The organism is Streptomyces sp. NRRL B-24572, assembly GCF_002156145.1.
GTDB lineage: Bacteria > Actinomycetota > Actinomycetes > Streptomycetales > Streptomycetaceae > Streptomyces > Streptomyces vietnamensis.
Map to the genome: position 1 here is coordinate 1 of NZ_MWIG01000584.1, position 26,499 is coordinate 26,499.

The 26,499-nt window shown below is 68.7% G+C and carries 24 protein-coding genes and 6 pseudogenes; 20 read left to right on the top strand and 10 right to left on the bottom strand.

From position 1 onward, the window contains the following. Nucleotides 1-268 (top strand): annotated as a pseudogene (locus CCN56_RS30560) (acetylhydrolase); the annotation flags it as partial. Nucleotides 269-669: 401 nt separating this feature from the next. Here CCN56_RS30560 and CCN56_RS30565 read toward each other — a convergent pair. Both CCN56_RS30565 and CCN56_RS30570 read right to left on the bottom strand, forming a co-directional pair. Beyond that, nucleotides 670-2,148 (bottom strand): hypothetical protein, encoded by a 1,479-nt coding sequence (locus tag CCN56_RS30565; protein WP_086831175.1) that lies wholly within the window; start codon nucleotides 2,146-2,148, stop codon nucleotides 670-672. Nucleotides 2,149-2,248: 100 nt separating this feature from the next. Next, nucleotides 2,249-2,644 carry a hypothetical protein gene (locus tag CCN56_RS30570; protein ID WP_086831176.1) on the bottom strand — a complete coding sequence of 132 codons (396 nt, stop codon included), beginning with the start codon at nucleotides 2,642-2,644 and terminating at the stop codon, nucleotides 2,249-2,251. 338 nt (nucleotides 2,645-2,982) lie between these two features. On the opposite strand from CCN56_RS30570, the gene CCN56_RS30575 reads away from it, so the two are divergent. The 4 genes and pseudogenes from CCN56_RS30575 to CCN56_RS30590 form a co-directional block, all read left to right on the top strand. Further along, entirely contained in the window at nucleotides 2,983-3,252 is a 270-nt protein-coding gene (locus CCN56_RS30575) for a hypothetical protein (protein ID WP_086831177.1), read from the top strand. A gap of 285 nt (nucleotides 3,253-3,537) precedes the next feature. Beyond that, nucleotides 3,538-3,654, top strand: a pseudogene (locus CCN56_RS45050) (IS5/IS1182 family transposase); the annotation flags it as partial. Nucleotides 3,655-3,845: 191 nt separating this feature from the next. Further along, nucleotides 3,846-5,699 carry an N-acetylmuramoyl-L-alanine amidase gene (locus CCN56_RS30585; RefSeq protein ID WP_143664670.1) on the top strand — a complete coding sequence of 618 codons (1,854 nt, stop codon included), beginning with the start codon at nucleotides 3,846-3,848 and terminating at the stop codon, nucleotides 5,697-5,699. Between the two features lie 459 nt (nucleotides 5,700-6,158). Continuing rightward, nucleotides 6,159-6,503 (top strand): annotated as a pseudogene (locus CCN56_RS30590) (transposase); the annotation flags it as partial. Here CCN56_RS30590 and CCN56_RS45055 read toward each other — a convergent pair. After that, a pseudogene (locus CCN56_RS45055) lies at nucleotides 6,502-6,759 on the bottom strand (hypothetical protein); the annotation flags it as partial. The pseudogenes CCN56_RS30590 and CCN56_RS45055 sit on opposite strands and share 2 nt — an antisense overlap. On the opposite strand from CCN56_RS45055, the pseudogene CCN56_RS30600 reads away from it, so the two are divergent. Next, nucleotides 6,759-7,360 (top strand): annotated as a pseudogene (locus tag CCN56_RS30600) (IS5 family transposase); the annotation flags it as partial. The pseudogenes CCN56_RS45055 and CCN56_RS30600 overlap by 1 nt on opposite strands. Nucleotides 7,361-7,429: 69 nt before the next feature. Here the strand turns inward: CCN56_RS30600 and CCN56_RS30605 are convergent. After that, complete coding sequence (locus tag CCN56_RS30605; protein WP_086831193.1) at nucleotides 7,430-9,700, bottom strand: MMPL family transporter; 2,271 nt, start codon at nucleotides 9,698-9,700, stop codon at nucleotides 7,430-7,432. A 175-nt stretch (nucleotides 9,701-9,875) separates the two neighbouring features. Here CCN56_RS30605 and CCN56_RS30610 point away from each other — a divergent pair, with 175 nt between their 5' ends. The 5 genes from CCN56_RS30610 to CCN56_RS30630 all read left to right on the top strand — a co-directional run bounded on the left by CCN56_RS30610 (nucleotide 9,876) and on the right by CCN56_RS30630 (nucleotide 16,698). Continuing rightward, a complete protein-coding gene (locus tag CCN56_RS30610; protein ID WP_086831180.1) occupies nucleotides 9,876-11,048 on the top strand; it encodes a sensor histidine kinase in 1,173 nt (390 codons plus the stop codon). Beyond that, nucleotides 11,023-11,685, top strand: coding sequence for a response regulator transcription factor (locus tag CCN56_RS30615; protein WP_086831181.1), 663 nt, complete (start codon nucleotides 11,023-11,025; stop codon nucleotides 11,683-11,685). Before CCN56_RS30610 ends, CCN56_RS30615 begins: the two co-directional genes overlap by 26 nt. Further along, entirely contained in the window at nucleotides 11,646-12,752 is a 1,107-nt protein-coding gene (locus CCN56_RS30620) for an IS701 family transposase (protein ID WP_373412919.1), read from the top strand. The genes CCN56_RS30615 and CCN56_RS30620 overlap by 40 nt, the downstream gene beginning before the upstream one ends. Nucleotides 12,753-13,707: 955 nt before the next feature. Beyond that, the gene (locus tag CCN56_RS30625) at nucleotides 13,708-15,420 is read left to right on the top strand and encodes a hypothetical protein (protein WP_086831182.1); all 1,713 of its coding nucleotides are present in this window, start codon (nucleotides 13,708-13,710) and stop codon (nucleotides 15,418-15,420) included. A 495-nt stretch (nucleotides 15,421-15,915) separates the two neighbouring features. After that, the gene (locus CCN56_RS30630; protein WP_086831183.1) at nucleotides 15,916-16,698 is read left to right on the top strand and encodes an IS5 family transposase; all 783 of its coding nucleotides are present in this window, start codon (nucleotides 15,916-15,918) and stop codon (nucleotides 16,696-16,698) included. On the opposite strand, the gene CCN56_RS30635 is transcribed toward CCN56_RS30630, so the two are convergent. The 3 genes from CCN56_RS30635 to CCN56_RS30645 form a co-directional block, all read right to left on the bottom strand. Next, nucleotides 16,664-17,146 (bottom strand): hypothetical protein, encoded by a 483-nt coding sequence (locus CCN56_RS30635; RefSeq protein WP_086831184.1) that lies wholly within the window; start codon nucleotides 17,144-17,146, stop codon nucleotides 16,664-16,666. The two genes, CCN56_RS30630 and CCN56_RS30635, sit on opposite strands and share 35 nt — an antisense overlap. A 180-nt stretch (nucleotides 17,147-17,326) precedes the next feature. Further along, nucleotides 17,327-18,097: a transposase gene (locus CCN56_RS30640; RefSeq protein WP_086831185.1), complete on the bottom strand. Its 771-nt coding sequence runs from the start codon at nucleotides 18,095-18,097 to the stop codon at nucleotides 17,327-17,329. 7 nt (nucleotides 18,098-18,104) lie between these two features. Next, a complete protein-coding gene (locus tag CCN56_RS30645; protein WP_086831195.1) occupies nucleotides 18,105-18,449 on the bottom strand; it encodes a hypothetical protein in 345 nt (114 codons plus the stop codon). 156 nt (nucleotides 18,450-18,605) lie between these two features. Here CCN56_RS30645 and CCN56_RS45060 point away from each other — a divergent pair. Beyond that, nucleotides 18,606-18,991, top strand: a pseudogene (locus tag CCN56_RS45060) (transposase); the annotation flags it as partial. Nucleotides 18,992-19,062: 71 nt separating this feature from the next. On the opposite strand, the gene CCN56_RS30655 reads toward CCN56_RS45060, so the two are convergent. Further along, complete coding sequence (locus tag CCN56_RS30655) at nucleotides 19,063-19,440, bottom strand: hypothetical protein (protein WP_086831186.1); 378 nt, start codon at nucleotides 19,438-19,440, stop codon at nucleotides 19,063-19,065. 154 nt (nucleotides 19,441-19,594) lie between these two features. Here CCN56_RS30655 and CCN56_RS30660 point away from each other — a divergent pair, with 154 nt between their 5' ends. The 3 genes from CCN56_RS30660 (at nucleotide 19,595) to CCN56_RS30670 (ending at nucleotide 21,159) form a co-directional block, all read left to right on the top strand. Then, on the top strand, nucleotides 19,595-20,134 hold the full coding sequence (locus CCN56_RS30660; protein WP_086831187.1) for a winged helix-turn-helix domain-containing protein: 540 nt from the start codon (nucleotides 19,595-19,597) through the stop codon (nucleotides 20,132-20,134). 240 nt (nucleotides 20,135-20,374) lie between these two features. Next, nucleotides 20,375-20,746, top strand: coding sequence for a transposase (locus CCN56_RS45650; protein WP_306300647.1), 372 nt, complete (start codon nucleotides 20,375-20,377; stop codon nucleotides 20,744-20,746). Between the two features lie 56 nt (nucleotides 20,747-20,802). After that, a complete protein-coding gene (locus CCN56_RS30670) occupies nucleotides 20,803-21,159 on the top strand; it encodes a hypothetical protein (protein ID WP_086831188.1) in 357 nt (118 codons plus the stop codon). A 222-nt stretch (nucleotides 21,160-21,381) separates the two neighbouring features. Here CCN56_RS30670 and CCN56_RS30675 read toward each other — a convergent pair whose 3' ends face one another. Continuing rightward, a complete protein-coding gene (locus tag CCN56_RS30675) occupies nucleotides 21,382-21,876 on the bottom strand; it encodes a DUF3237 domain-containing protein (protein WP_256962257.1) in 495 nt (164 codons plus the stop codon). Between the two features lie 271 nt (nucleotides 21,877-22,147). Between CCN56_RS30675 and CCN56_RS30680 the strand changes: the two genes are divergently transcribed. The 3 genes from CCN56_RS30680 (at nucleotide 22,148) to CCN56_RS30690 (ending at nucleotide 23,853) form a co-directional block, all read left to right on the top strand. Continuing rightward, the gene (locus CCN56_RS30680; RefSeq protein ID WP_373412920.1) at nucleotides 22,148-22,648 is read left to right on the top strand and encodes an NUDIX domain-containing protein; all 501 of its coding nucleotides are present in this window, start codon (nucleotides 22,148-22,150) and stop codon (nucleotides 22,646-22,648) included. A 639-nt stretch (nucleotides 22,649-23,287) separates the two neighbouring features. After that, nucleotides 23,288-23,596 carry a DUF6247 family protein gene (locus CCN56_RS30685; protein WP_086831189.1) on the top strand — a complete coding sequence of 103 codons (309 nt, stop codon included), beginning with the start codon at nucleotides 23,288-23,290 and terminating at the stop codon, nucleotides 23,594-23,596. 2 nt (nucleotides 23,597-23,598) lie between these two features. Then, the gene (locus CCN56_RS30690; RefSeq protein WP_256962258.1) at nucleotides 23,599-23,853 is read left to right on the top strand and encodes a hypothetical protein; all 255 of its coding nucleotides are present in this window, start codon (nucleotides 23,599-23,601) and stop codon (nucleotides 23,851-23,853) included. A gap of 74 nt (nucleotides 23,854-23,927) precedes the next feature. Here the strand turns inward: CCN56_RS30690 and CCN56_RS45065 are convergent, their stop codons facing one another. After that, nucleotides 23,928-24,905, bottom strand: coding sequence for an IS5 family transposase (locus CCN56_RS45065; RefSeq protein ID WP_086831191.1), 978 nt, complete (start codon nucleotides 24,903-24,905; stop codon nucleotides 23,928-23,930). A 99-nt stretch (nucleotides 24,906-25,004) separates the two neighbouring features. On the opposite strand from CCN56_RS45065, the gene CCN56_RS30700 reads away from it, so the two are divergent. After that, nucleotides 25,005-25,775, top strand: coding sequence for a transposase (locus CCN56_RS30700; protein ID WP_086831198.1), 771 nt, complete (start codon nucleotides 25,005-25,007; stop codon nucleotides 25,773-25,775). A gap of 104 nt (nucleotides 25,776-25,879) precedes the next feature. Beyond that, nucleotides 25,880-26,401, top strand: coding sequence for a YrhB domain-containing protein (locus CCN56_RS30705; protein WP_086831192.1), 522 nt, complete (start codon nucleotides 25,880-25,882; stop codon nucleotides 26,399-26,401). The last annotated feature ends 98 nt before the right edge of the window (nucleotides 26,402-26,499 follow it).

Consider the following 26,499-nt stretch of genomic DNA (forward strand, 5'->3'; position numbering starts at 1 on the left):
GCGGGGCTGGCGGCTGAACGTCCGGGCCCGGGACGCCGTCCACGTCTCGTACGGCGACGACGAGGCGCTGTTCCCACAGGTGGCGAAGCTGCTCGGATGGAGCGGGCAGCGGCTCCAGGACGTGATCGGCACCCTCGATCCCGACCAGGCGGTGAGGATCCGGCAGGCGTACCCGCTCGCGTTCTTCGACGAGCACCTGCGCCACCGCCGGTCCCACCTGCTCGACGGCCCGTCCCCGGCCTTCCCGGCGGTGACGTTCCTCCCCTGAGCACCCGGGACCAGGGCACCGCTCACAGGTGGGTGCAGGGCGACTGGGCCGAGTTCTGACCAGCCCCTGTCCGGCAGAAGGCGCGTGATGTACGGACCCCGGACTGTCACCGGGGCCCGCTGCGGCGCCCTGCATTGCGGAGTCTGATCAGTTTCAGGGCTGATGCTGGGTGGGCCTCGTACTGTGCCCCCTGGGGCAGGTCGGTTCGGCCGTCCGGGAAGGGGCTGGATCTTGGTCGGCGCTCTGTGGCGGCCCGCTCCAGGGGGCTCCGCCCGGGCGCCTGCACGGCCTCCCAAGAGCCGGTCGTCGGTGCGGCCCCTCCGCAGGAGCGTGGGACGGCTCTGCCGCGCCCGGGTGGCGCCGCGTACAGAGCCCTGGCTCAGCCGCGTCCGGAGCCCGGCTCATTCGACCGGCCATGTGTGAGCCGGGGCGTTCATGTGCATGTAGTCGAGGTACTGCTGCGTCATCCGCCGCAGCGCCTGATGCCGGTCCACGTGGTCGATGTCCTGGATGCGGTGGAACATCTCCGACTGCCATACCGCGCCGTTGCGGCTGCTGACGCACCGCTGCTCGATGATCCCCAGCAGTGGCTCTCGCCAGGCGCTGTCCATCCCCCACCGCTCCAGCCCGCGGTCTGCGAGCGGCAGCAGGCGGCGCAGTACCAGTTCGGTCACGGGAACCTCGCCCATGCCGGGCCAGTACAGCTGCGCATCGATTCCATGCCGGGCTGCGGCATACAGATTGTCCTCAGCCGCCGAGAACGACATCCGCGACCAGACCGGTCGGTCCTCGTCGACCAGGGCGCGGACCAGGCCGTAGTAGAAGGCGCCGTTCGACAGCACGTCGGCCACCGTGGGCCCCGCGGGCAGCACGCGGTTCTCCACCCGCAGGTGCGGCACGCCGTCGACGACGGCATAGACGGGGCGGTTCCACCGGTAGACCGTCCCGTTGTGCAGCGTCAGCTCGGCAAGTTCAGGGGTCCCTCCGTCATCGAGCGTCTTCTGAGGATCCTCGTCGTCGCAGAGCGGCAGCAACGCCGGGAAGTACTGCGCGTTTTCTTCGAAGAGATCGAAGACGCTGGTGATCCACCTCTCGCCGAACCACACCCGGGGTCGGACTCCCTGCACCTTGATCTCCTCCGGCCGGGTGTCGGTGGCCTGCTCGAACAGCGGAATACGCGTCTCGCGCCACAGCTCCTTGGAGAAGAGGAACGGAGAGTTCGCGGCCAGCGCCACCTGTACCCCGGCGACGGCCTGCGCGGCGTTCCAGTGGTCCGCAAACTCGTCCGGCGACACCTGCAGGTGGAACTGAGTGCTGGTACACGCCGCCTCCGGCGTGATCGTGTCCGCGTAGGTGCGCAGCCTCTCCACCCCGTCCACCGCGATCAGCAGGTCCTCGCCCCGTGCGGCGAAGATCTGCTCATTCAGCAGGTGGTACCGCGGATTCTCGGAAAGCGACGCCGGACCCACGTCCTTCAGCTCCAGCGTCGGCAGGATTCCGATCATGACCAGATGCGCCCCGATCGCCGCGGCTTTCTCCTCGGCGTGGTTGAGCGCGTCCCGGATCTCCTGTTCCCAGGATCCCGGGCCGCCCGCGGTGAGCTGCCGCGGATCGATGTTGATCTCCAGATTGAACCGCCCCAGCTCGGTCGACCAGGACGGGTCGGCCAGCGCCTCGAGGACGTCCGAGCCGCGCATGGCGGGCTCCGCGGCTTCGTCCACGAGATTCAGTTCGATCTCCAACCCGACCTGCGGCCGCTCGAAGTCGAACCGTGACTCCCTCAGCATCTGAGCGAACACGTCGAGGCACGTGTGCATCTTGTTCCGGAACCGGCGACGGTCGTCACGGGTGAACTCCAGCGCCGGAACATCGCGTCCCATGAGGCCCTCCCGAGACTCGCCGGCACGGACCCTTCTCTTCAGCGTCCCACTTCAGGGCCGACCCGACCATCGAGCCGGCCCCCAGCACCCGGCAGGTGTTTCACCGGTGGTGGCAGTCCCAGTGGCCCTTCACCCAGACGTGGTCCCAGTGCCCGGGAACGTAGACCCACTTGTAGGACTTGTTGTGCTCCCAGTAGCCGTGGTGCCACTTCCCGTGGTTGTCATGCCGATCCGGGTGCCAGATGCCGTGGTCGACCCGCTTCTTCTCCCAGTGGCCCTTGACCCACGTCTTCTCCCAGTGCCCCTTCTTCCACTCGCACCGGTCGTGATGGTCGTGCCGGTCGCCGTCGTCATGGGTCACGACAGTCGTGGCGACGGACGTCGGGGCAGGAGCAGCCGCCGCCGAGCCGGCCATCCCGAGCGCGGCGCCGCCTGCCAGCAGGCCGGACGCGGCGGCACCCGCCACCAACCGGCGGACTCGCATGGTCCTGGTCATGGAACGCACCTCCTTCGAGCGAGCCGGAAGAGGAACGCGCGGCGACAGCCGACGTGTGAGGAGACAGTCCGACTCGCGAGGCGATCGTGGGCAACCGTGAGACTCGCTGTGCACTTCGTAGGGGGTTCGAAGCAGCGGTGCTGTGGATGAACGGTTCCCGGCTTCTTGGAATGACGGCCGTGTATGACGCCTCTGTCCCAGTGTGGCATGTTCGCCTTCCCCTGTCGGCGCGAAGGCCGTGCACGCAGTGTTCTGCAGGGATGCACTGTCGCAGCGAGGCGTGACCGGACTGGGCGGGGGGCGTGGCCGAGCTCGGCGCGTTCTAAGGCGAGGTCCTCGTGCATGACCCGCGTGTCGGGCGTGACCTCGCCGAGGGCTGGATCGCGGGCGCCGGCATCGACGTCTTCCACCCCGAGAACCCGCACGACGATCCGGAGGGGAAGCCGGTCCTCGACCCCCCCGGCACCATGGTGGCCAGCGACCGCGCCTTCCTGTCCGAGGACGCCGAGGCAAGCAGCCGGCGCCGCGTCGCCGAGCTCGTACGAGACCGCCTCGCGCACCGGGTACCGACGGTCGGTCTGCTCTCCGAGGAGGCGGCGCGAACGTGACCGCCATGTCCCTCACCGCTGCGGTGCACCAGGACTCCGTTGTGATGGTGCTCTCCACGGGCGACGTCCGCGTTCCGGTGCACCCCGGGAACGGCGACGCACGCGTGGCGTCGCGGGCCGATCAGACCTACCAGGCCCCCACCGGGAGCGCGGACCTGCGCGAGGCCGATCGCGGGCCGGGGCGACCCGGGGCAGGTCCTGGTCGCCCCCGGGGCGCGCCTCGCCTGCTATCCGCCCTTGGCCGTCACCCGATCGGCGACCACCCTGAGGATCCTTGTTGTTCGGGTTTCCAGGTCGGCGGCGGACCGGATCGCCCACCATCTCGGGCCGTTGCTCGCGGTCCGGGACCGCAAGCGGTTCGCGAAGGACACCGTGCTGATCGTCGACGGCACTTGGTTCCCACGCGCGGGATCACTGCGCTGGTTCGGTGACGGGGGTGCGCCTGTTGGGCGTGTCGGTGGGACCGGGAGGATCCCGTCCGAAGGATTGTGGCGGCCGTGCCATCGGCCTTGACCGAATGACGACCGCCATAGCGAAATGGACATGGTGTGACCAGAAGACACAGGCGGCACCGGGGTTTCGGCGCTGTGGGAGTGGCGGCAGCCCTCGTCTGGGGATGTGCCACTGCTGGGAATGCCCGGCCCTCCGACGCGACACCCGGCGGCTTCGAGCGGGCGGCCGAGCAAGCGGCAGCGGAATTCGGTGTGCCGAAGGAAGTGCTTCTCGGCGTCAGCTACGAGTCCTCGTGGTGGGAGGCCAATGACGGCCGCCCCAGCACCAAGGGCGGTTACGGTCCGATGCACCTGACGGACACGACGTCCGGGGGAGCGTACGCCCATCGACCGGGCGAAGGGCCGGTGGACGCCACGGGGACCGACGACCCGTCCGAGCACACGTTGCAGGCTGCCGCCACGATGATCGGCGTCGCGCCCCAGACGCTCAAGCGGGACGAGCTGCAGAACCTTCGAGGCGGCGCCGCACTGCTCGCTTCGTATCAACGGCAGATCACCCGGGAGATGCCGCTCGACCCGGGCAGCTGGTACGGGGCTGTGGCGCACTACAGCCAGGCCTCCGACACCACCACGGCCGGACGGTTCGCCGATGGGGTGTTCGAAGCGATCCGCAGCGGCAGGCAGAGGGTGCGCAAGGACGGCCAGAGGGTGTCGTTGCCGAAGACGCCGTCCGTCCGACCGACGAGGTCACAGCTCGCGTCCCTGGGGCTGCGGACGTCGGCCGCGGCGGCAGTGCCGGAGTGCCCCGGCGAGCTGAACTGCCGCTTCGTTCCCGCTGCTGCCTCGAACTACCAGGTGTCCGCGCGAAACTCGAACGGCATGGACGTCGACTTCATCGTCATCCATGACCTCGAAGGGTCCTACGACGGGGGGATCAGCTGGTTCCAGGACCCCGTCAGCGGGGTTTCCCCGCATTACGTGATGAAGGCCGACGGCAGTGAGGCGACGCAGATGGTCGCCACCAAGGACATCGCATTCCATGCCGGCAACTACTGGACCAACCTGCACGGCATCGGCATCGAACTGGAGGGATACGCCGCCCAGGGACCCACCTGGTTCACTCCGGCCCAGTACAAGGCGACTGCCGCGCTGGTGGCCTACCTGGCACGGCGCTTCGACGTCCCACTGGACCGCAAGCACATCATCGGGCACGACAACGTCCTCCCGCCGAGGCCGGCCCGCGTGCCGGACGCACACTGGGACCCCGGGCCCTACTGGGACTGGGAGAGGTTCATGGCTCTCCTCGACGCCGATCACCGCAAGGAGCGCGAGGCCGAGGGAGCGGAGACGCGCGGGAACATCGGAATCGGACAGGCGGTCACGATCGCCCCGACGTACGGCAAGAACCCGCAGCCGGTGACGGTGTGCGCCCCGACGTGCCGGACCCGGACACAGCCTTCGAACTTCCTCTACGTCCGTACGGAGCCCCGCGACGACGCCCCGCTCGTCTCAGACCTCGCCCTCCGTCCGGACGGGTCGGCGGGAACCGACCACATCGACGACTGGGGATCCACCGTGGTGTGGGGCCAGGAATTCGTGGTCGCCGATGTGCGAGGCGACTGGACGGCCATCTGGTTCGGCGGGCGGAAGGGATGGATCCACAACCCGGCGGGCGTGAACACCCGCCTCGCCCCGAACGCGCGAATCGTTCGTCCCGCGAGCGGGGTGAAGTCGGTCTCCCTCTACACAACGGCCTACCCTCGCGCCGACGAGTACCCCCAGGGGGTGCCTGCATCGGAACAGACGCGGTTCGACATGTACAGATTCCCCCAAGGGCAGGCGTACGTGGCCGCTCGCACACCGGTGGGCGCCGACGACTTCTTCCCTGCCACGCCCACGCGCCCGGAGGTTGTGGTCACCGGTGACCAGAAGTACGAGGTGATCCAGTACAACCGACGCCTGGCTACGGTGAACACCGCGGAGACAACCCGATAACCCCGGAGCGGAGCCGCGGTTCAGAGCGGGCGACGGCAGAACCGCGGCAGCACGCCCCTGACTTCCCACGGAATACGGCGCCCGACGCCGTGGTGCAGGGGCCTTACCGGCTCACCGGGCTGGATCGGTCGGGGAACAACGGGTGGTGACGAGTTCCGATCGATCTGACGCCCGGCCCGGGCCCACACCTCGGGCAGGTCATCGTGGTCGATCACGAAGAGAGCCTCTGTGACGACCTCGTCGCCGATTCCCTTGCTGTGGACCGTTGTGAGCGGTGATGGTGCTGGTCATGCAGACCGATGCACCGTTCTGGGACTCGCTGGTGTTCGACGGGATCGACGACGTGGAGGTCGAGGCGGTCTCGGCTGGCTTCGTTCACTTCTAGGCCGTGTATCGAAAGTGGATCTTGGACTGTGAACGATCAAGGTTCATGGGTCGGGGAGATCTCACGGACGAGCAGTGGGCAGTGATGGAGCCGTTGCTGCCGAAGGGGCGAAGGCGGGCCGGCCGCGCGTCCGCCCCAACCGGGTCCGTGCGGACAAGGCCTACGCCTCCCGCAGGAACCGCGCCTGCCTGCGCCGCCGGGGGATCCGCCGCACCATCCCGGACAAGACCGACCGGGCGCGCAACCGCCGGAAGCCCGGATCCCGTGGCGGCCGGACGCCGCGCTTCGATCCGGTCGACTACCGCGAGCGCTACACCGTCGAGTGCGGGATCAACCGCCTCATGAGGCACCGTGCTGTCGCCATGCGGTACGACAAGCTCGCCGTCCGTTTCGAGGCGACCGTGTTGGTCGCAGCGATCAACGAGTGGCTGCGACACTCGGCCATCGCGCGGTGGGATCCACGTTCCACGTCTCCGGCAGATCGCTGCCGCAGAAGACGCAGACGAAGTCGTCCTCGCGCAGGATGTTGTGCTCCTGGCAGCCAGGACACCGGCGGAACACCACCTCGTGAGTGAAGTCGGAGGGCCGTTCGAGCCCTACGTCGTCCAGAGCCCGGGCGACCGCCGACCAGGAACCGATGTCGGGGCAGTACCCGGTGGACCGGTTGCTGACCTCGGGGCGCCCTCGAAGAGCAAAACGGGCAAGAGGTCGAAAGTGATTCCGCGCTGGAAGAACGACGGCGCATCCGGCGTCGGCAAAAACCCCGGCTGAAGGCCGCCCTCCTCGGGCACTCCAGAGGCGGGCGGACCAGCAAGATCCACCTCGCCACCGGCCGCAGGTGCCGCCCGCCGGCGTTCATCCTGACCACAGGCCAGGCAGCGGACAGCCCGCAGTTCATCCCCGTCCTGAAGAAGGTACGGGCACGCGGGCCCGTCGGCAGACCCCGCATCCGGCCGGACGTGGTCGCCGGGGACAAGGCGTACCCGCCCCGCGGATCCGCGCCCACCTGTGCAAACGCCGTATCAAGGCGGTCATTTCGGATAAGAAGGACCAGGCCGCCAACCGGAAGAAGAAGGGCTCCAGAGGTGGCCGACCCGTCAGCCACGACACCGATCTCTACAAGGGGCGGAACACCGTCGAACGCCTGATCAACAGGCTCAGAGCATGGCGAGGCATCGCCACCCGATACGACAGGACTCCCGACAGCCACCTCGCCGGTCTCCACCTGCGCGCCTCGATGATCTGGATCAAGGACCTCACCAGGACCACCCGATGATCACGACTCGATATGACCCTGGGCGACGCGCTGAGGTGCCGGACGCAAGGGTGGCGGGCAGGAGTTGAGTCAACGGTCAACCAGCCGTGGACGCGGGGCCTCACCCGTGGATTCCGCGTCGGTGTCGTCGGTGCCGACCGGGCCGCGGGGAAGCATCCGGTCCAGCCACTTCGGCAGCCACCAGTTGGTCCCGCCGAGAAGCGTCATGGTCGCCGGTACCAGCACCATGCGCACGACCGTGGCGTCGATGAAGATCGCGGTGGCCAGGCCCAGCCCGAACATCTTCGTTGAGGGGTCCTCGGCGACGGCGAAGGACAGGAAGACCGCCACCATGATGAGGGCGGCCGAGGTGATGATCCGGGCGGTGCCCGAGACGCCCTCGACGATCGCCGTGCCGTTGTCGCCGGTGCGCAGGTACTCCTCGCGTACGCGGGAGAGGAGGAACACCTCGTAGTCCATCGACAGGCCGAACAGGATGGCGAAGAGGAACATCGGGATGAACGACACGATCGGAACCGTCGCTTCCAGCCCGATGAGTGCGCCTCCCCAGCCCCACTGGAAGACCGCGACCATGATGCCGTAGGCCGCGCCGATGCTCAGCAGATTCAGCAGGACCGCCTTGAGCGGTACGAGGATCGAGCGGAAGACCAGCATCAGCAGCAGGAACGACATCGCCAGCACGGCGGCGACGAGCACCGGCAGGCGTTGGCTGGTGCGTCGGCCCACATCGGACAGGCTCGCGGCGGCGCCGCCGACGTGGGCCCTGGCCGGGCCGTGCCCGATCGCCGTGGGCAGCACGTCGGTGCGCAGCCGGGCGATGGTGTCGGCCGTGGCCTTGTCCTGGGGGCTGGTGGTCGGGAACACCACGATGGTCGCGATGCCGGTGGCCCGATCGACGTGCGTCGGCGCGACGGACGCGATGCCCGGATCCGCCGCGACCGCCCCGACGAGTCGGTCCAGCACTCCCGGATCACCGGCGGGGTCCGCGGCGATGACGAGGGGGCCGTTGGTGCCCGGGCCGAACCCCTCGGCGACGAGGTCGTAGGCCCGGCGCTCGGTACGGTTGTGGGGCAGTGAGCCGTCGTCGGGCAGGCCGACACGCAGGCCGAGCACGGGCAGCGTCACGGTGAGCAGCAGCCCCGCCGCGCCGACCGCGTACGGCACCGGGTGTCGGCTGACGTGCCCGATCCAGCGCCGCCAACCGACGGCGGGAGCGGCGCCCGCCACCCTGTCCCGCCGCCGTGCGAGTCGGCCCGCCTTCCCGGCCTGCAGAGCCCGGCCGATCCGGCCGGCCCGGGCCAGGCGTGGACCGGCGGCGCCGAGGAAGGCCGGCAGCAGCGTCACCGACGCGAGCACCATGGTCAGGACGACGATCGAGACGGCGAGCCCGCCCACCGTCATGAACGGTACGTTCGCGACCGCCAGGCCGAGGATCGACACGACGACGGTGCCGCCGGCGAAGACCACGGGCCTCCCCGCCGTGGCCACCGCCCGCCCCGCCGCCTCGCGGGGATCGAGCCCGCGCGCGAGGTACTCCCGGTGCCTGGCGAGTACGAACAGCGCGTAGTCGATGCCCACTCCGAGCCCGACCATGCTGCCCAGGACAGGGGCGAAGGTCGGGACGTCCGTCACCCCCGCCAGTACCGTCATCGTGGCGACCCCGACGGTCAGCCCGAAGACCGCCATGCCGATCGGCAGCGCGGCGGCGACGAGCGAACCGAACGCCAGGAACAGGATCGCGGCCGCGGCGAGGAGGCCGATCAGCTCGCTCGCGCCGCCGTCGGGGTCGGAGAAGGCGTAGAAGAGGTTCCCGCCCATCTCGATGCGCAGGGGCAGCTCGGGGCGCAGCCGGTCGCCGAGATCGACGAGTGCGTCGAGGTCTTCGGCCGACAGCCGGCTCTGGTCGGGGTACTGCACCCGGACGACCGCGATCCGCCCGTCGGCCGAGACGAGGCCGCCGCGCACGGCGGTGTCCCCGCCCGCGTCGAGTGCCCCCGCCGGGTCGCTCGCGCCGAGGACGTGCGGCAGCCGCTGCACCTCGGTCCGCAGCCGCGTGAGAGCGGTGCGCGCGCTGCCGTGGTCGAAGAACGTCGCGCTGCCGTCGAGAGGAGTGACGACCACTTGGGCGGTCATCCCCTCCTGGCCGGTGCCTGCCCGCTCGATCAGTTCCGCGGCCCGCTGGGAGTCCAGTCCCGGAGCGGTCATCGAGTCCGCGGTCCGCCCGCCGAAGGCGACGGCGGCGAGGACGGCGAGCGTGGCGGCGACCAGCCATGCCGCGATCACCCGCCAGGGATGGCGGGCGGCGCTTGCGCCCAGGCGCAACAGGGCTTTCGAGAGCATCGGTTCCTCCAACCACATCGTCGGCCGTCCTTGTACGGCCGCCGATGCCGAGGTTCGTCGCCACGGCGTTCCGCGGCATCGGCCCACGGGCTGCGGATCCGTCGGCCCCGGGGCGGAGTGACGACCCGTACTTTCGGCCGATGCGCGGCACGCCGCGGTCCCTAGGCTGAGAAGCGTGCTCCGAGACGACCTGCGAACCCTGTGGACCGAACCCCGGCCGCCCGACGCGCCCGCCCGGGTGCGGCGGGACTGGGCGCTGCTCGCCGCGGGCCTTGCCGGTGTGGCACTGGAGGCCACCCTGCGCGAGGACGTCGTGTGGCGGCCGGTGGCGGTGGTGCTCGCCGTATGGCTGTGGCTGCTGCCCCTGTGGCGCCGGACCCGCCCGCTGGCGATGGTGACGCTGGCGTTCGGCTCGGTGGCCCTGCCTCCGCTGGCCTCGCTCATCGCCGCACCGCGCGAGCCCGTCGGCCTGTACACCGGCGCGGTCGTGCTCGTGCTGGTGTACGCGCTGCCCCGGTGGGGATCGGGACGCGAGATCGTGCTGGGCGGCGCGGTGATCCTCGCGGTCGGCGCGTTGTGTGTCGGCACGGACGGAACCCCGATCGTCGAAAAGGTCGTGGGCTTCGTCTTCCTGCTGCTGCCCGGCGTCGTCGGGGCTGCCGTGCGGTTCCGGGTGACCGCGCGCGAGCGGCAGTTGGAGCAGGTGCGATCCCGCGAGCGCGAGCAGCTCGCCCGGGAACTGCACGACACGGTGGCCCACCACGTGTCGGCCATGGTGATCATCGCCCAGGCGGGCCGGGTACTCGCGGCCACCGACCCGTCCGCCGCCGTCGAGGCGCTGGAGGGGGTCGAGGAGGAGGGGGCACGCACGCTGGAGGAAATGCGCGCCATGGTCGCCGCGCTGCGCGACCGCGGGATCGGCGCCGAGCTGGCGCCCCCTGCCGGAGTCGCGGATCTGGAGCGCCTGGTGCGCACCCCGGGTGGTCGCCTCAGGGTCGACCTGGGGCTCGACGGCGAACTGGACACGCTGCCCCCGGCCGTGGACGCGGCCGTCTACCGAATCGTGCAGGAGTCGGTGACCAACGCGCTGCGCCATGCGGTCGACGCGACCGAGCTCGTCGTTCGGGTCGCCGCGGAACGGCACACGGTACGGGTGAGCGTGCGCGACGACGGCCGGCGCACCGGCCGGGGGCGCGACGGATACGGACTTACCGGACTGCGCGAGCGCGCGACCCTGCTGGGCGGCACACTACGAGCCGGCCCGGGTACCGACCGGGGCTGGCATGTCGAAGCCGAACTGCCGAGAGCGAGGAGCGAGAGCGGTGCCCATTCGCGTCCTCGTCGCTGACGACCAGACGATCATCCGCACCGGGTTGCGGATCATGCTGAACGCCCAGCCCGGCATCGAGGTGGTCGGCGAGGCCGCCGACGGGCGGGAAGCGGTACGTATGGCTCGCGAACTACGCCCAGACGTATGCCTGTTCGACATCCGCATGCCCGTACTCGACGGGCTCGAGGCCACCCGGCTGATCGCCGGCCCGGGCGTCGCCGACCCGCTGGCCGTGGTCGTCATCACCACGTTCGACCTCGACGAGTACGTCTACGGCTCACTGCGTGTCGGCGCCCGCGGATTCCTCCTCAAGGACACGGGGCCGGACCTTCTGGCGCAGGCCGTACGGTCGGCGTCCGACGGTGAGGCGCTCATCGCGCCCAGCGTCACCGTCCGTCTGCTCCAGGCGTTCGCGGACCTGCCCGCCGGCCGGCCCGTGGCCCAGCCGGTCTCCCCCGTCACCGCCCGCGAGGAGCAGGTGCTCCTCGCCGTCGCTCGCGGGCTGACCAACACCGAGATCGCCGATGCACTGCACATCAGCCTCAGCACGGTGAAGACGCATCTGGCCAGCCTGATGGCCAAACTCGGCGCCCGCAACCGGGTCGAGATCGCGATGTGGGCCTACGAAACGCGCCGTATCCTCCTCGGAACCTGAACCGGGTGCCGGGCCATGCCCCAATCGCTCCGCTGGAGCGGAAGAACGGCTGGACGCTGGCCGAGGAGGCCGGGCATACAGGCCCGGACCGGCTCCACCGGCTTTTGAACCGGATCGACTGGGACACGGAGGAGGTCCTGGACGACGTGCGCGAGTACGTCGTCGAGCATCTCGGGGACTCCGGTGCGGTGCTGATCGTGGACGACACCGGCTTCCTGAAGAAAGGCGACCGCTCGGCCGGGGGCCAGCGGCAGTACTCCGGGACCGCGGGGCGGACGGAGAACTGCCAGGCCGGCGTCTTCCTCGCCTATGCCACCGGCCGCGGCCGCACCCTGATCGATCGCCGTCTCTACCTGCCGGCGTCCTGGACCGATGACCGTGAACGGTGCCGACGGGCCGGCATCGACGATGCGGTCGTCTTCGAGACCAAGGTCGCCATGGCCAGGGCCATGGTCTGTCGGGCGATCACGGAGAAGGTCCCGTTCGGATGGGGCACCGCGGACGCCGGCTACGGCTACTCCAAGAGCTGGCGATCAGAGCTGGAGGCGGCGGACGTCTTCCACGTCATGGCCACCACCCGTCACGACACCGTCGTCACCCGCTGGGCGATCGACCACCCCGTCCACGACCTGTTCGACGGTCTTGCACGGCAGAAATGGAAGCGCCGGTCCTGCGGCAGCGGGGCTCACGGCCAGCGGATCTACGACTGGGCCCGCGTCGAAGTCCGGCCCTGGCACCGACCCGACCGCCGCCACTGGGTGATCGCCCGCCCGCAGGAGATCTCCTACTACATCGCCTACTGCCCCGCCGAGACCACGCTCGACGAACTGATCCGCATCGCCGGCAGCCGGTGGGCCATCGAGGAATGCTTCCAGACAGCGAAGCAGGAGTGCGGCCTGGACGACTACCAGGTCCGCCGCTATCCCGGCTGGCACCGCCACATGACCCTGGCCATGGCCGTCCACGCCTGCCTGACCGTCCTGCGGGCCCGCGAGCTCGACGCCGACAAAGCAGAAACGGATCCTCCCCGCTCATCCACCTCAGCCTCGCCGAGATACGACGGCTGATCACCCGCCTCACCAGCCGACGCCCCGCACCTGTCGAGCACATCCTGCACTGGTCACACTGGCGCCGACGACGTCAGCACCAGGCCCGCACCAGTCACTACAAACGACGCGGCCACAGTCCCTGACCTGGCCATCAGCCACATCAAAAACCGTTGCAGTACTAAGTAGCCGTTGTCGTACCGATCATGGTGGACGTCGGTTCGAAGAGGGCGACCCGGTCAGGTGATCTCCAACTGGTACGCACATGAAGGCAGGGCCTCCTGTTCAGTTCGAGGTTGTCGACGTCCGAACCATCACAGTCTTTGTCTCGCTCACCGGTTCGGGAATGCTGGCGACCGCCCGGACCGTGCACATCGCCTACGACTCGGACATGACGGACGCAGAGCGGGAGGCCGCGTGGGACGCGATGCCCGTGCCGTTGTGGCTGGAGGGCCGGGGCGGGCAGCCGGAGGGCTACTGCCGCCGGCAGCTGCTGAACGCTGTGCGCTACCCGGCAACGCCCCCGACGCCGTCCAGGTCATCGACAGATTTCGCGCGTTGACTGCGGAGAGCATTCACCGTGCTACATATTGTGACTTTGGCGAGTTGGGCGCTTACCTCTGCGGCCGTCGAATCCGCATGGCGCTCGCCAGGAACGAGAGGGGTCTGTGGCGATGGCGACGAGCGAGGACGGCTCGCAGGTGCGAGACGTGGCGGGCGGAGTGCGGGAGCTGCTGCGAGGGCCTGGCGGCAGCCGGGCGGAGACCAAGTGGCGGCGGGGGCTTCGGGCCGGCCGGGAGAGCAACGTGCTCTTCGGTGTGGCGCTGCACGCCGCCGAGGCGCGCGGACAGCGGGCTCTGACGGATCTGGAGCAGGCGCTGCTGGAGATCCTCACAGCGGTGCTGACGGATGAGGAGATCTCGGCGGCTGCGACAGAGTACCGCTCTGCTGTCCGGGACCTGAACGGGCAGGTGGCGTGCTGCCGACGGTGGTCACCTCACGGTCGGCATCCCAGCCGTTCACGCTGGAGGACTGGTGGGCGCATCAGCCGAAGGTGCGCGCGGAGAACGCCGGCCGGGCGAACTGCGCGACCGTGGACGTCGCCTCGGTCACGGCAGGTATGCCGGTCGACAGCCCCGAGTTCGAAGCGGCCATGGCGGACGTCGGGTTCGGCGCGACCGTTGTCTGCGGGCCCCCGCCGGAGGAGCCCGACGAGGGGGACGAGAACCGCTCCTACCGAGCTGGCTTCGAGTTGGAGAGCTTTCACTGCCTCCGGGCGGTCGGTGACCAATGGGGCAGCCGTGACGAGATCTTCTGGTCGGTCGGCGCGCGGTCGGACAACGACAACGGCACGGTCTACACCTCGCCCGAGTTCGGCAAGATGGAAGAGGGCAAGACCCAACCGTTTCCGCCCGGCGCGACCATCTTCAGTGGTCCCACTTCGAACGCCGTGGTCGTCAATGTCCTGGTTTGGGAGGTCGACGGCAGCCCCGGCGCCTGGTACTCGGCGGTCAAGAACGCCATGCGCGCGTGGCTGGACAAGCCGTTGTGGATGGACCTCCTCGGCATCGCCATGGGTTTCGTGCCGCTGCCCGGCAACACGCTCGCGGTCGATATCGCCATCGAGCTGGCCCAGCTCTTCGTCGACATCATCGGGATGATCCGCAACGAGAACGACCTGTCCTGCGAACGAATCATCGTCTTCGACCGCAACGCCCTGATGAGTCTGTACCACCGGAAGAACGACACCTGGACGTTCAACGGCGACGGCTGGCACAGCCTGCGTGTCAAGTACATCGGCGACCGCCCGCTCTTCCCGGCCGGAGCCATCGACTACGTCACGGTCGACTCACCCACCAGCGCGGTCAGCACACCGATCAGCCTCGGCTGGAGGAGCGCGGCGCCGCCCGCGCTGTGCTCCGCCGGAGGCAAGCTGCACTGCCTGTACATCCGGCCGCGCGACCACGCGGTCATGTGGGCGGTCAACAGCGACGGCCTCTGGACCCGACCCGTGCGTGTCCAATCCTTCCCCAACAGCCAGTACCGACCCGCCATGGCCGTCAACGTTCTCGGCCAGCTCCACGCGGCGATCGTGGACATGAACGGCCAGATCGTCATCAGCACCTACAGCTCCCGTGACGACACCTGGAGCGAAACCACGCCCGCACGCAATCGCCTGACCGACCGAGCGCCCGCCCTGACCACGTTCCCCGCCTTTATCTACGGACCGAAGCTGACCCTCCTGAACCGCCAGCAGAACGGCTCGTTGGGCAAGAGTCGCCGCTTGGACGGAGTCTGGATGCCCGAGGACGGCCCGGCATCTGTCAACTACTGGAAGACCGCCCACGCCCCCTCCATCGCCAGGTTCAAGGACCATCTGTGGCTCGCCTGGGCCAGCGAAGGCGGATACCTGCACATCGCCTACATCGAGAACAGCCTCTACGCCAACTACCACACCGTGGACGCCCCCCACAGCGTTTCCTTCGCCGACGGCCCGGCCCTCGCCACCCACGATGACACCCTCTGGCTCGCCGTCCGCGGGTCGGCCGGCAAACTCCACCTCCACCCCCGCAACCAGGACGGCTGGGACGCGACGAACCACAAGATCGTCGACGTGGAGGCCATGCTGGGTGAGCCCACCCTGGCCTCCCACGCCGGACAGCTGTACCTGGCGTACCGCCGCCCCTGACCACGGCAACCCGGCGTCGCCACATCCGATCGAGGCCGCCGCCGATGCCGGCGGCGGCCTGCAGTCCGCCAAGCCACGGCCCGCGGGCGAGGCAGCCGATTGAGAAGGAGCGCAACGTTGAGCTGGGACGGAAACTGTCAGGCAAACGCCCAAAATGCGCCGAACGTGGAGACGCTGGCCATTGCCGGTCGTGACGGATACCTGTACGGAACGTCGGATCGTGACCGGCCGTTGCCTTATCGATCTTGCTGGGCGTGAGTTCGAGTCGGCCGACTCGGTCGGGTGACCTTCTGGTGGACAGGGCATGAAAGTGGGGCCTCCCGCACAGCTCGTGGGTGTCGCATCCAGCCGAGCAACAGGAGGCCCCCGATGCCGCAGTCTTCCGTGCCCGCGTCATTGGCGTCCAACTCCGCTGCCCTGTCGTGTGATTGTCTCGCTCACCGGTTCGGGAACGCCGGCGACCGGCCGCACAGGCGACCGAGATACCCCTCGGACATGACCGACGCGGAATGGGCCGTCGTACGCGACGCGATGCCCGTCCCGGCCTGGCTGGAAGGCCGCGGCGGGCAGCCGGAGCGCTACTGCCACCGGCAGCTGGTCGACGCGGTGCGCTACCTGGTCGCGGGCGGCATTGCCTGGAGGGCGGTGCCCGCGGACTTCCCCGCATGGGACCGCGTCTACGCCTTCTTCCGGCGCTGGCGGGACAAGGGCCTGGTCGTGGAGTTCCACGACCGGCTGCGCGACTGGGTCCGCCGGACCGCGGGCCGTGATCAGGAGCCGACCGCCGGGATCATCGACGCGCAGTCGGTGAAAGGAGCCGCGTCGGTGCCGACTGCCAGCCGGGGGTTCGACGGCGGGAAGAAGGTGAACGGCCGCAAGAGACACATCGTGGTGGACACTCTCGGGCTGCTGCTGGCGGTGATGGTCACGGCGGCGTCGGTCACCGACCGGGACGCGGGGCAGACGCTGCTGGTCCGGCTACGGAAGCAGCATTGGCGCATCTCGCTGGTGTGGGCCGATGGCGGCTACACCGGACGCCTGGTCGACCTCGCCCGCGATGTCCTGCGGATCACGCTGACGGTGGTCAGACGCAGCGACAACGTCACGGGTTTCGTGGTGCTGCCGAAAAGGTGGCTGGTGGAGAGGACGTTCGCGTGGCTGATGCACTCACGCCGCCTGACCCGCGACTACGAGATGCGCACCGACACCTCCGAGGCGATGATCAGGTGGTCGATGAGCATGGTCATGAGCCGCCGACTCGCCCGGCGAGCACGCTGAACATCCCCGGGCGTTCCTCGACCAACCAGCCCCGCACGGCCAGGCGCTTCATCTTCGACCGCACTCCCTCCACCTTCGCGGCGACCACCTTCATGCCCAAGGCCGCCGCGAGCTGCCGACAGTCCATCTCTTCCCCGCTCTCCGCCAGGACTTTCACGAGCCGCTGGTAGTCCGGCGCCAGCGAGTCGAGAGCGAGCCCTTCCCTCCAGACCGGCACCACCGATCCGGGCACGGCACCGGCGACCCGCGCAGGCCGTTCACCGGCTACCCCGGCCGGCGGCGCCTCCTCTCCCACAGGAGGTTCTGCCAGGACTTCGGCCACCGTCTGACGGGCAATCACGAACCGCTCCCACGCGGCTTCCGCCTCCCACAGCTCGGCCTGCAGAACCTCCACCCGCTGCCGAGCAGCACGCTCACGCTCCTCCAGCAGCCCCATCACCGACGGCATCCGGCACCTCCACCGAAGAGACGACACGACACCCCGTCTCTGCCGCCGTGGCACCGGCACTATGCCTGAACAGCGGAAACGCACCCGTCATTATCGGAAAGACAACGGCTTCTAAGGGATGTCCCGTAAATGATCTTCAAGTTGCCTCGGGCATGGTCGATCGTGGTCAGGACCGTTGATCTATCCGGCGAGGGCGAGGTTGTGCATCCGGGCGGTGCCGAGCATGGCGTGGTGCACGCCGTCGCCTTTCAGGCGGCAGTCGCGGAGGATCTTCCAGGTCTTCATGCGGGCGAAGGCGTGCTCGACACGGGCGCGACCCTGGCGGTGAGGAGCGTTGTGGTCTTCCCTCCAGGCCGGCAGTTCGCTCTGCCCGCGTTCGCGGCGGTGCGGGATGACCAGGCCGGTGCCCCGATAGCCCCCCTCGGCGATCACGGTGGTGCGGCCGACGGCTTCCTCGGCTCCGGACAGTGCCCACGCTTTGCAGTCGTTGCGGTTCCCGGCAAGCGGCCGGCCGACCACGACGGCCAGTCGGGTGTCGGCGTCGATGAGGACCTGGTGGTTGGTGGAGTACCGGTAGTTCTTCGACCGCTCGGCGATGGTGTGGTCGCGGGTGGGGACCAGGGTGCCGTCCACGATGAGTACGGTGTCCTTGGCGAACCGTTTGCGGGGCTGGAGTGCGAGCATCGGCCCGAGGTGGTCGATGATGCGGTCCGCCGCCGACTTCGAGATCCCGAACAGCGGGGCGAGCTGCCGCATGGTGAGGTTCGTGCGCCAGTAGGCCGCGACCAGCAGGGCCCGGTTCTCCAGCGGGAGGCTCCACGGCCGGCCTTTGCGGACCGCGTCCGCGCCTGCGCGTCGCAGAACCGTCACCAGCTTCCCGAAGGCACGGGGGCTGAGCCCGGTGAACGGGGTTATCCAGCAAGGTTCCGACGCCGTGATCACACCATTCACTGCGTGATCATTCCACTGCTCCAGGTTCCTCCTGTTCGAACGCGATGCGGCAACGTTTCACCTGGTTGGCCACCTGCTCCATGAACCAGCGCATGACCTCGTAGGGGACGACGCGCTCGTCAGGGCTGTAGACGCGGATGGTCGATTGCAGACTGGGGTCCTCGTCCGGGACAAGCGCTACCAAGAAGGCGGGGCCGGGCAAGTGGGTCACCTCGGCGTCGGACTTCTCAGCCCCCATGGCCGGCGCAGGCACTGCCTCGCTCAGCTCCACAGCCCAGGCATCGTCGGGCAAGGCGTAGTGGAACAGGACGGCGTAGTGACGACCTGCGTGTTCTCGCAGCTCCCATGGCATGTCAGCAGGCTGCCACAACTGCCGTGCCGGAGGCCCGCGGGTATCCCGGATCTCACAAGCGTGCGTCCGGCCGGTGTTTACGGGACAGCCCTTGACCTCGTCGAGCCGGATCAAATTCAGCCCTGACCAGCGAGGCAGCTACCTCCCGGCTCGCAACGCTCAGTCACTGCTGCACGGAACCTGGGCCAGAACCCGTTCTCGCATGCAAAGCCAATCCTGGACAGCCTCTCCGCCCGCACCGGTGCGGGCATCCGCTGCTGGGCGAAGAAGAACAAGGTCGAGCTGTGCTTCACCCCGACCTATGCTTCCTGGGGTCAACCCGATCGAGGCCTACTTCGGCCCGCTGCGGCAGTTCACCCTGGCCGGCTCCCACCACCGCAGCCACCCTGCGTAAACCCGGGCGCTGCACCGCTACCTGCGCCGGCGCAACACCGGCGCCCGCCACCCCGACGTACTTGCCGCCCAGCGCAAGGAACGCGCCCGCACTCGCAGCGAGAAGGGCTATTCGCTGGGGCGGACGCCCCCTCGACACTGCGGCCTGACCAACCGCGAACAGCGTCCCTCGAACACCGACGAGGCAAGTTCAGGAGAAGGACAGCGACAGAGGGATGCCTCAGGAGGCGAACGGCTCGATCTCCCCCGCGAAGACGATGACCTGGTCGATGAGGCTCCGCCGCAGATGGACGACGTCCGTTCCCGCCAGGCGGGGGCCTCCATCAGGCGTGGTGAAGACCCACTGGTACCGGGCCCATTCGTCAGGCATGTCCACCGCTGAGCAGCGCACCATCGTGCCGGTCCCTGCCGGGTGGCGTCGGATGTCCAGCACGAACCGCTCGACCGCCCCGATTCCTTCGCTGCGGCCCAACGGCCCCCAGAAGACCACGTCTGAGGTCAGGGCCTGGGAGAGCAGGGCAGTCACATAGCTGTCGTCCGAGGCGTTGAACGCGGAGATGAACGTGTCGATCGCGGAGCGTGCGGTCTCTTCCTGCATGCCCCAGTAATACCAGGCGTTTCGCGTGTGCTCGTCCCACGAGCTGCCTTCCGGTCACGGTGAAGCTTCCCGGTCACAGCGCTACTGAACTTGATTGAGTGATGTCGGTGCCGTTCGCCTGACAGCTGGCCGTGGGCACCGATAGCCGTTGGGTGTGAGGTATGCACAGGGCGGCGGGCTGACCGACGCCGAGAGGGCCGTGCGGGAGCGGTTACGGCTCCAGGCCGTGGAGCGTTTCGAGGGCGGGCAGAAGAACGCGAAGATTGCCGCTGCTCTGCGGATCAGCGTCCGGTCGGTCGAGCGGTGGCGCCGGGCCTGGCGCGAGGGCGGCGAGGCGGGAGTCCTGTCGAAGGGGTCGCCGGGAAGACCTCGACTCAGTGACGCCCAGATCGCCAGGCTGGAGCGGGAGTTGGAACGTGGTCCACTGGCTCACGGCTGGACGGACCAGCGGTGGACCCTGGCACGGATCAAGACGCTGATCGGTCGGCTCTTCCACGTCTCCTACACGGTCGAGGGCACCTGGCGGCTGCTCAAGCGCCACGGCTGGAGCTGGCAACAGCCCACCAGGCGCGCGATCGAGCGCGACGACGCGGCGGTCGAGGTGTGGAAGAAGGAGACCTGGCCGCGGGTAAGAGCACCGCGGTGGAGCGCGGGGCCTGGATCGTCTTCGAGGACGAGGCCGGGCAGTCGATGACTCCGCCGCGCGCCAGGACCTGGGGCCGGATCGGCCAGACCCCGGTCGTGAAGGTGAGGGTCCGTGGCTCCGGGCGCGTGTCGATGGCGGGCATGGCCTGCTGCAAGCCGGGCCAGCGGTCCCGGCTGATCTACGCGATCCGTGAGTACCGGGGCCGCAAGGGCGAGCCGAAGGGCTTTGGCTGGCGCGACTTCCGCGACCTGATCGTCTGCGCTCGCCATCCAGCTCGGCGGACCGATCGTGCTGGTCTGGGACAACGTCCGCCTGCACCTGACGGCCGGGATGCGCGAGTTCATCGACGCGAACGCCGAGTGGCTCACCGTGTTCCAGCTGCCCACCTACGCCCCGGACCTCAACCCACAGGAGGGGATCTGGTCGCTGGTCAAGCGCGATATCGGCAACCTTGCCGCGGCCGACCTCGGCCAGATCACCCGAGCGGTGAAGCGCCGACTCAAGCAGATTCAGTACCGGCCGCACGTGGTCGACGGCTGCCTTACCGGCACGGGCCTGGCCCTCGGCATAGACGAACCGGAGAGCCCCTGCGAGCCGCCACCCCGGCCTCCCGCCGATCAGCGCGCCACTGGTAGCGATCACTTTGCTGCGCTTGTATAGGCGCCGTGAGCCCAGAACCCGCCTTCGCAGATGTAGCCAATCCAACGCCCGAGGAGATGACCGCCTGGGCCTACGAGCCTGAAGCGCAACCCCCGGTCTCCCAGGACTGGGACATCATCGCCACACGCCCAGCCTTCGGCTCCCTCTTCCTGGCCCTCGCCGCTGACAGGGAGTGCCCCCACCGCCGCTTCTTCCTCGGCTGCCTCTACCTCCTGGCCGGCGATTCCGTGCGCACGCGCTTCCAGACCATGCCCGAAGCAAGCCTGAGGGAGCTCACCGACGAGGCGATGTCAACCGGAGAAGCCTGGGTCAGCACTTGGGCGGCACGCACCCGAGCTCTGCTTCGTGCGCCCGAATCGTTCGACTACGAGGCTTGGTGCGACCCACGCGGGCTGGCCAGCACGCCGACGTGATCAACCGCCCCGCGACATCACCAGTTCAACCTCAGTAGCTGGTGCAGGGTCTTCAGCGTCCTTGTGAGATGCCACAGCTTGTTCCATCGGTCGAGAGCCGCCGGGGTGTTTTTCCTGGCCCTGTCCAGATGCGCGAGCGCTGTCGCTCGCTCAGTGGGATCGGCGGCTGTTCCAGCTGGGCGTGTCCGGGAGGTGTTCCTTTGCGGTCGGCCGTGGTGGTGGTCAGGTCACGGAGTAGAAGCGGATGGCGACTTCGGAGTCGTTGCCGCGGGCGAGGCCGATGAAGACGGTGCGGGCGAGCCAGAGGTGGGCTGGGGCGTCGGTGCGGAAGACGGGGGAGGTTCGGTAGTACACGCCTGTCTCGGACACCTGCAGGGCGCCGTCGTGCTGGGCTGGGGAGGTGGGGTCGTCCTCGTGGTAGTAACCGCGGTTGGTGATGTCGATGACCGCGCCGTCATCGGCTTGGAGGAGGTATCGGGCATCGAGCTGGTAGACCCCGCCGCGTCTGTCGCACCAGTCGCCGCCGCCGGCCAGGACGGTGCCGCGCAGGCGTGGGCCGTCGACGGTTCCGCCGGTGATGGGGATGTACTCGGTGATTTCGCCGGCGCCGTGCCCGATGTGCAGGGAGGGCGCGAGGAAGACGCGGACCTCGAAGGCGAAGTCGAGGGCGGGGGTGAAACCCGGTCCGACGGCGGGATGCGATTCTGGGGCGATCACGGGACTCCGTAAGGCTGCGGGGCTGGCGGGTCGGTACGGCGGATCCTAGACAAGTCATACCCAGCCTGGTCAACAGCGTTGACATAGCGCAGCTGATGGGTGTGCTCTGTGGTTCGTGCGACTGCGGGGTGTCTCGCGCGAGCATTTCCCACGCGATCGAACATCGAGGTAACACTCCGCGATCGCTCCCCAAGATCTGTGCCAGAACCGAGTTCTGAGAACGGCTCGCCGAGAAACGGTGTTGTCAGTGGGTTCTGCCAGGGTGTGCTTCGTGGAGGAACTGGTGGAGCGTGTCGACTGTCAAGATCGTGTCCTGGGGGTGGTCACCCGTCGGCAGGCCGTCCGGGAGGGATGGCTGCATCGAATCGCCTCGACGGTGTGTCGTGATGAGCGTGGTCGGATCCTCGTCCATCGACGCTCGGAACACCTGTCGCGCTTCCCCGGGCTCTATGAAGTCATGGTCGGTGGCGCCGTGGGTGTCGGCGAATCCTATGAACAGGCTGCCGGGCGGGAGCTGGCCGAAGAGCTGGGCATCCGTGGCCTGCCGCGCTTGCTGTTCACGTTCATCAACCGCAGCGGCCTGAGCCCTCACTGGCTCGGCGTGCATGAAGTCGTGGTGCCGGAGGCTGTGACCCGCGATCCCGATGAGGTCGCCTGGTATGGCTGGCTGACCGAGCCCGAGCTTCACTCGGCTCTGTTGGAGTGGCACTTCACTCCCGACAGCCATGAGGCCTTCAGCCGGTATCTCGTGTTCCGGGCCGCGCAGTCCTGACCTTTCTCGCCTTCCGCGGTTCCGGCAGGCCGACACCAGTGCCCTCTGCACCGTCTCGTGGCCAACGCCGTACTTCCGCATGACTGCACGCAGCGACAGGCCGGCCTTGGCGTCACGGCGGATCGCCGCGTACAGATCGACCTTGGACTTCGGCAGCACCCGGGCCCCTCGTCGTGCAGAGCACAACCATGGTCCCGAAGCAAGCACCCAGGTGTTTCCAGAACTCCGGCAACATCACTCTCCCATGGATCCGCGCGCGTTCTCGCTGCTGAGCGACAGACATTCCGGAACTCACCTACATAGCCACCCCCGACTGGCAACAAGTCCTCCGCGCGGGCCACGACGCCTACGACATCTCCGGGCCTGAGAGGGACTGGGAGGCACACATGGACGACGTCGCCGCGCGCACGCTCCCTCTGCCCTGCGATGTCACGGGGCTGCTGCGCACACTGCGCGAGCGCCTGCACGAGCTCGTCGACGACGAGCCGCTCATCGTGCTGCAGGCGACCGAGGAAATGGAGGCGATCGTCGCCGCGTTCGGCCCGATCGGCACCGGTCCGGTCGAACTGGGCCCATATCTTCGCGGCCTGGGGCGCGGCGTTCTACGGTGGCTGGTAGCACTTGCCGCAGGAGGAGCCGATGAGCGCCCAGCCCGACCACACACCCGTCGCCCCGTACGCGCCCGCACCCGGCGCCCCGGCCGAGCTCCTTGCACAGCTCCGGGCCGATCGGCGTGCGGAACGGTGGGTGCCGGCCTTTGAGGGGGAGTGGGCGGCCGCGTTGGAGGAGTCGCGTCGGTCGTTCTCCTTGAACACCCTCTACGAGGTCGTCCACGTCTGGCAGGCCCGTCTGGCTTCCGCCTCCGCGGTCGACACGTTCGTGGCCTCCGGCCACGATGAGACTGGGTTCATGGACATGGCCGAGCTCCGCGGCCGGCGGCGCCGGTGAGCATGCCCCTGTACGCGGTCCGCTTCTCACCACCAGCCGCGAAGGTCCTCGCCCAACTTCCAGAGCACGCCGAAGAGACGGTCTGGGATCTGCTCGACGCCGCTGCGGCCGACCCGTGGGGCTTCCGCCAGTGGGACCCCGACGACCCCGAAGGCGAGGACGTCCGGATCGCGTCCGCCGGCCGCCTGTCCGTCATCTACTTCGTCAACCGAGCCCTTCGGCACCTGTCCGTCCTGGACGTCGTCTGGCTCGGCTGATGAGCTTGTGCACGGTGAGCGGTGGGAGGCCGGGGCTCCCAGCGAGCCTGGTGTTCACATCTGCCGTGCAGGCGTCAGGTCTGCGTCTGCTGGTGGGAGAGCAGGCCGGCGACGGCCTGGACCGTCTCGCTCATGTGCTCGCGGTGGCCGAGGTGGCGGGCGAGAGCCCGCCAGTTCTTCAGATGGGCGATGCCGTGCTCGACGCGGATCCGCCTGGAGGAATGTGCCTTGCGCTGTCGCTCGTGCATTTCCTCGTACCGGTCCGGAGCGTTCTTCTTGAACTTGCGGTGCGGTGGCGTCACGAAGCGTCCGCCGGCCTGGGTGCCGAGTCCTTGGTAGCCGGCGTCGGCGAGGATATCGACTGCTGGACCGTCGGCCAGGAACTTGACCAGTCCTGACTCGCGGGCGTGGGTGATGTCCGCACAGCTTGCCGGACTGGCCGGGCTGCAGAACAGCAGCCGCCCGTCCCCATCGGTGAAGATCATGGACTTCACGGCGTTCTGCTTGTTCTTGCCGGAGACAAAACGATCCCGGTCCTTGCGTCCGGCGGCCGGACGGCGGACCCGGATCTCGGTGCCGTCGATGATGCCGGTCTTCCCACTGGCGCCGAGGTGGATCTTGCTCGTGAGCCCGCCTCGCGAGCGTCCCAGGGCCTCATCAGAGCGGTGACGCGCTGGACTCCTGCGCCGACCCGGAATCTTCGGGGCACGAGTGGAGGCGCCAGCCGCGTGCTGATGAGCGCGGCAGGTCGTGGAATCGACGCTGACCATGCTCCAGTCGATCCGGCCCTCAGCATCGGCGTCGGCCTGGACGGCCCGCAGGATTCTCTCCCACGTGCCGTCCGCCGACCACCTTCGATGACGGTCGTGGACCGTCTTCCAGTTACCGAAGCAGGGAGGAAGGTCCCGCCAGGGGAGGCCGGTCCGCTGCCGGAACAGAATCCCGTTGATCACACGGCGGTGGGATTGCCAGCGTCCACCCCGCCCGCGATTCGTCGGCAAGTGCGGCTCCAGTCGAGCCCACTCTTCATCCGAAAGATCTCCCCGCCCCATGTCCCACGGAACGAGTGCCCAGCGGGAGTGTCACGCGACCCATCGGACACGACCTAAGGGTTGTCCCGTAAGTGATCTTGCTCTGCGATGATCTCGACCGTGCCAGGCGTGATCACGGCGTCCGAGCCGTCATGGATAGCTCCGTTCACCGGTCTGAGTCCCCGCGTCTTCGGCAGGTTGGTGACCGCGCTGCGTCGCGAGGGTGCCGATTCCCAGGGTCGGGGCCGGCCGTGGAAGCTGTCGTTGGAGGACCGGGCGCTGCTGGTCGCCGCGTATTGGCGGACGAACTTGACGATGCGGCAACTGGCCCTGCTGTTCGGAGTGTCGAAGTCGGCGGTGGACCGGGTGGTCAACGACCTCGGCCCGAGGTTTGCGCTGCGCCCTCGTCGGCGGTTCGCCAAGGACGCGGTGCTGATCGTGGACGGCACCTTGGTGCCCACCCGGGACCACACCGTGGCCGAGCGGTCGAAGAACCATCGCTATTCCACCAACCATCAGGTGGTCATCGACGCCGACACCCGCCTGGTCGTGGTGGTCGGTCGGCCGTTGCCCGGCAACCGCAACGACTGCAAGGCGTGGGCACTGCCCGGAGCCGAGGACGCCGTCGGCCGCACCACCGTGATCGCCGACGGGGGCTATCGGGGCACCGGCCTGGTCATCCCGCACCGCCGCGAACGCGGGCAGAGCGAACTGCCGGCCTGGAGGGAAGACCACAACGCTTCTCACCGCCAGGGTCGCGCCCGTGTCGAGCACGCCTTCGCCCGCATGAAGACCTGGAAGATCCTCCGCGACTGCCGCCTGAAAGGCGACGGCGTCCACCACGCGATGCTCGGCATCGCCCGCCTTCACAACCTTGCCCTGACCGGATAGCGGATCTGTGCCTACAGGACCGCGTATGCGACCGCGTTTGGGATCTCAGTGCGCAGTGCTGGCGTGGTGGGAAATCTGGTTGACCCGATATGGATGATGAAGGCGTGATCTCCAAGGGGCGTGCCGTCGAACGGGTGGAGTCGTTGCTGGCCACGATGCGGCTGGCACACGAGCTGGTCGTCCACGAGGTGAAGGAGCACGCGGTGGGCTGGCTCGTCTTCTGGAACTCGGCGGAGTACGCCCGCACCCGCGATCTGCGCGATCTCCTCGTCGGCGGCGGCCCCTACCTGGTGGACCGGTACGACGGGAGCGTCCACCACATCCCTGTCACCACGTGGATGGGCGAGGACTGGGAGGAGCTCTACCTCCGGCAGATCAAGGGGGTGCGGGCGCCCGACCCCCTGGCCGCTTCCGTGCTCGCGCTGATGAACTCCGCCGGGACGGTGGCCGCGATGCATCACCTCCGCAAGCAGGCTCCGCGCTTGAGCCTGCAGGAGGCGAGGACCTACGTCATGGCCGTCCGAAACGGAGTCGAGCCGCCACACGAGCTGGCGGACCTCACCAGGGAAGAAGAGGCCTGCCCACCCCTGGCGATCGAAACAGTGGCCGGCCCGGACCGCCTGTAGTCCGCTTGTGAGGGCGAGGCCCAGATCGTGTGGCTACGGCAGACCTCAAACGCGGCCTGAGATCACTTGCGGGACAGCCCTTAGAGGTCCTAACAGAA